The sequence below is a fragment of the Neobacillus drentensis genome (assembly GCF_036965425.1).
Taxonomy (GTDB): Bacteria; Bacillota; Bacilli; order Bacillales; family Cytobacillaceae; genus Neobacillus; species Neobacillus drentensis_F.
This window is the reverse complement of the sequence record NZ_JBALPP010000168.1, coordinates 1-2,233: the sequence shown is the minus strand read 5'-3', so window position 1 is coordinate 2,233 and position 2,233 is coordinate 1. Positions and strand designations below refer to the sequence as shown.

At 45.1% G+C, this 2,233-nt stretch carries 1 protein-coding gene and 13 tRNA genes; 13 read left to right on the top strand and 1 reads right to left on the bottom strand.

The features are described from left to right. The first annotated feature begins 46 nt into the window (after positions 1-46). The 13 genes from V7161_RS28960 to V7161_RS28900 all read left to right on the top strand — a co-directional run bounded on the left by V7161_RS28960 (position 47) and on the right by V7161_RS28900 (position 1,568). A tRNA-Ala gene (locus tag V7161_RS28960) sits at positions 47-119 on the top strand. Positions 120-135: 16 nt separating this feature from the next. Beyond that, positions 136-212 (top strand) — tRNA-Met (locus V7161_RS28955). A 10-nt stretch (positions 213-222) separates the two neighbouring features. Beyond that, a tRNA-Ser gene (locus tag V7161_RS28950) sits at positions 223-315 on the top strand. A 171-nt stretch (positions 316-486) separates the two neighbouring features. After that, positions 487-560: transfer RNA gene (locus V7161_RS28945), tRNA-Met, on the top strand. A 3-nt stretch (positions 561-563) separates the two neighbouring features. Beyond that, a tRNA-Asp gene (locus V7161_RS28940) sits at positions 564-640 on the top strand. Positions 641-837: 197 nt separating this feature from the next. Next, positions 838-913, top strand: a tRNA-Phe gene (locus V7161_RS28935). A gap of 21 nt (positions 914-934) precedes the next feature. After that, positions 935-1,019, top strand: a tRNA-Tyr gene (locus tag V7161_RS28930). Positions 1,020-1,041: 22 nt separating this feature from the next. Next, positions 1,042-1,117: transfer RNA gene (locus V7161_RS28925), tRNA-His, on the top strand. Positions 1,118-1,135: 18 nt separating this feature from the next. Then, a tRNA-Gln gene (locus tag V7161_RS28920) sits at positions 1,136-1,210 on the top strand. Between the two features lie 6 nt (positions 1,211-1,216). Next, positions 1,217-1,290 (top strand) — tRNA-Cys (locus V7161_RS28915). A 12-nt stretch (positions 1,291-1,302) separates the two neighbouring features. Then, positions 1,303-1,376 (top strand) — tRNA-Gly (locus V7161_RS28910). Positions 1,377-1,384: 8 nt separating this feature from the next. Further along, positions 1,385-1,458, top strand: a tRNA-Ile gene (locus V7161_RS28905). A 38-nt stretch (positions 1,459-1,496) separates the two neighbouring features. Beyond that, positions 1,497-1,568 (top strand) — tRNA-Asn (locus tag V7161_RS28900). Positions 1,569-1,649: 81 nt separating this feature from the next. On the opposite strand, the gene V7161_RS28895 is transcribed toward V7161_RS28900, so the two are convergent. Next, positions 1,650-1,919 carry a hypothetical protein gene (locus V7161_RS28895; protein WP_335716230.1) on the bottom strand — a complete coding sequence of 90 codons (270 nt, stop codon included), beginning with the start codon at positions 1,917-1,919 and terminating at the stop codon, positions 1,650-1,652. Between the last annotated feature and the right edge of the window lie 314 nt (positions 1,920-2,233).

Sequence of the window (2,233 nt, the reverse complement as noted above, 5' to 3'; positions counted from 1 at the left end):
AATCCTGTCTTCCCGACCAGTCGTAAGTTTCTTACAATAACAACATGGGGCCTTAGCTCAGCTGGGAGAGCGCCTGCTTTGCACGCAGGAGGTCAGCGGTTCGATCCCGCTAGGCTCCATTTTTTATATGATAATGGCGGTGTAGCTCAGCTGGCTAGAGCGTACGGTTCATACCCGTAAGGTCGGGGGTTCGATCCCCTCCGCCGCTACCATATTTTTAACGGAGGAATACCCAAGTCCGGCTGAAGGGATCGGTCTTGAAAACCGACAGGCGGGTTAAACCGCGCGGGGGTTCGAATCCCTCTTCCTCCGCCATATTATTTTTATGGTTTGTAACTTATTTATCGTCGCGGGGTGGAGCAACGAGCGTTGCTTCTATGAAAAATCTGCGAGTTGTATCAATCGAGCTGCTGCTTGAATAAGCTTTCTGAGATTGATACAGTCATGCAACTAATTGCATGCACAAAACAATATATCTTTTACCGTCGCGGGGTGGAGCAGTCCGGTAGCTCGTCGGGCTCATAACCCGAAGGTCGCAGGTTCAAATCCTGTCCCCGCAATATGGTCCGGTAGTTCAGTTGGTTAGAATGCCTGCCTGTCACGCAGGAGGTCGCGGGTTCGAGTCCCGTCCGGACCGCCATTTTTATACCAGTAGGAAACTCTACTGTTGATATAGATTTTATATAGTATGGCTCAGTAGCTCAGTCGGTAGAGCACGATCGAATAAGCTACTTTGAAATTGCATCAGCGTACCCATCGAGCTGCTGCTTGAGTAAGCTTTCTGAGATGGGGACGAAGGTATGAACACCTTCAATGTTTAGGAAATAACTTTATTATGGCTCAGTAGCTCAGTCGGTAGAGCAAAGGACTGAAAATCCTTGTGTCGGCGGTTCGATTCCGTCCTGAGCCACCATCTACTAGTTTTTTTATATGTGGAGGGGTAGCGAAGTGGCTAAACGCGGCGGACTGTAAATCCGCTCCCTCGGGGTTCGGCGGTTCGAATCCGTCCCCCTCCACCATTAATCAGATATTTGTCATGTGGCGGTTGTGGCGAAGTGGTTAACGCATCGGATTGTGGTTCCGACATTCGTGGGTTCGATTCCCATCAGCCGCCCCATATATTTTTTAACATCAATGGGCTATAGCCAAGCGGTAAGGCATCGCACTTTGACTGCGACATGCGTTGGTTCAAATCCAGCTAGCCCAGCCAAATTAAGGCAGCATAGCCAAGTGGTAAGGCAGAGGTCTGCAAAACCTTTATCACCGGTTCAAATCCGGTTGCTGCCTCCAATTTTTAAAAGTGCGGGTGTAGTTTAGTGGTAAAACCTCAGCCTTCCAAGCTGATGTTGTGAGTTCGATTCTCATCACCCGCTCCATTATTTATGGGCCTATAGCTCAGCTGGTTAGAGCGCACGCCTGATAAGCGTGAGGTCGATGGTTCGAGTCCATTTAGGCCCACTAGAGTTTTTTGCGATAGCAAAATAACTTTCTATTATTCCGCAGTAGCTCAGTGGTAGAGCTATCGGCTGTTAACCGATCGGTCGTAGGTTCGAGTCCTACCTGCGGAGTCAATTTGTTGGATTTAGTATATTGAGCGTTACGAAACCAAAAAGCAGATATCCAAATGGATATCTGCTTTTTGGTGCGATTTATCCACCAAATATGGCTTGCAGGATTAGCGCCTTATACATAAATGTAAAAAGACCAATTAGGATTCCGGATATGGCCAGTCCGCGCTTATAGGAATTAAAAAGGCCTACTATACCGAATAAAATTGCCATAATCCACACCGGGAGAAGGATCCAGCCAAGGATGGGGATCAGGCTCAAAACAAATCCAATGATCGCAAGGGAAATGGAAACTTTGGCCGCTTTATTTGATTGTTTTTCTATTACAATATAATGGCGTTCACCAGACAAAAAAATCACTCCTTATGGCATATGGTACAACTATATCCATTTTGAAGTTTTTTAATCTTGTGGTGTTTATTTTACTGGTTTTTGTAGTAATATAATTCGCTCAATGCAAGTGCCAGTCATGAGGCAGAAATTGTTTGAGTTTAGATGAGCTTTGGAACGGTTAGAAGATTCCTAGAACCAGCCAATACTCAGATAAAAAGCTAGTTTCTTCTTTGAGTTCTCTTTTGGCTGTAAGTTTGAAATATAAGAGAAATAAATGTTTTTTTAATTTTTTTTGAAAAAGTATTGACCAATCTATTAATCTCCTGTAATAT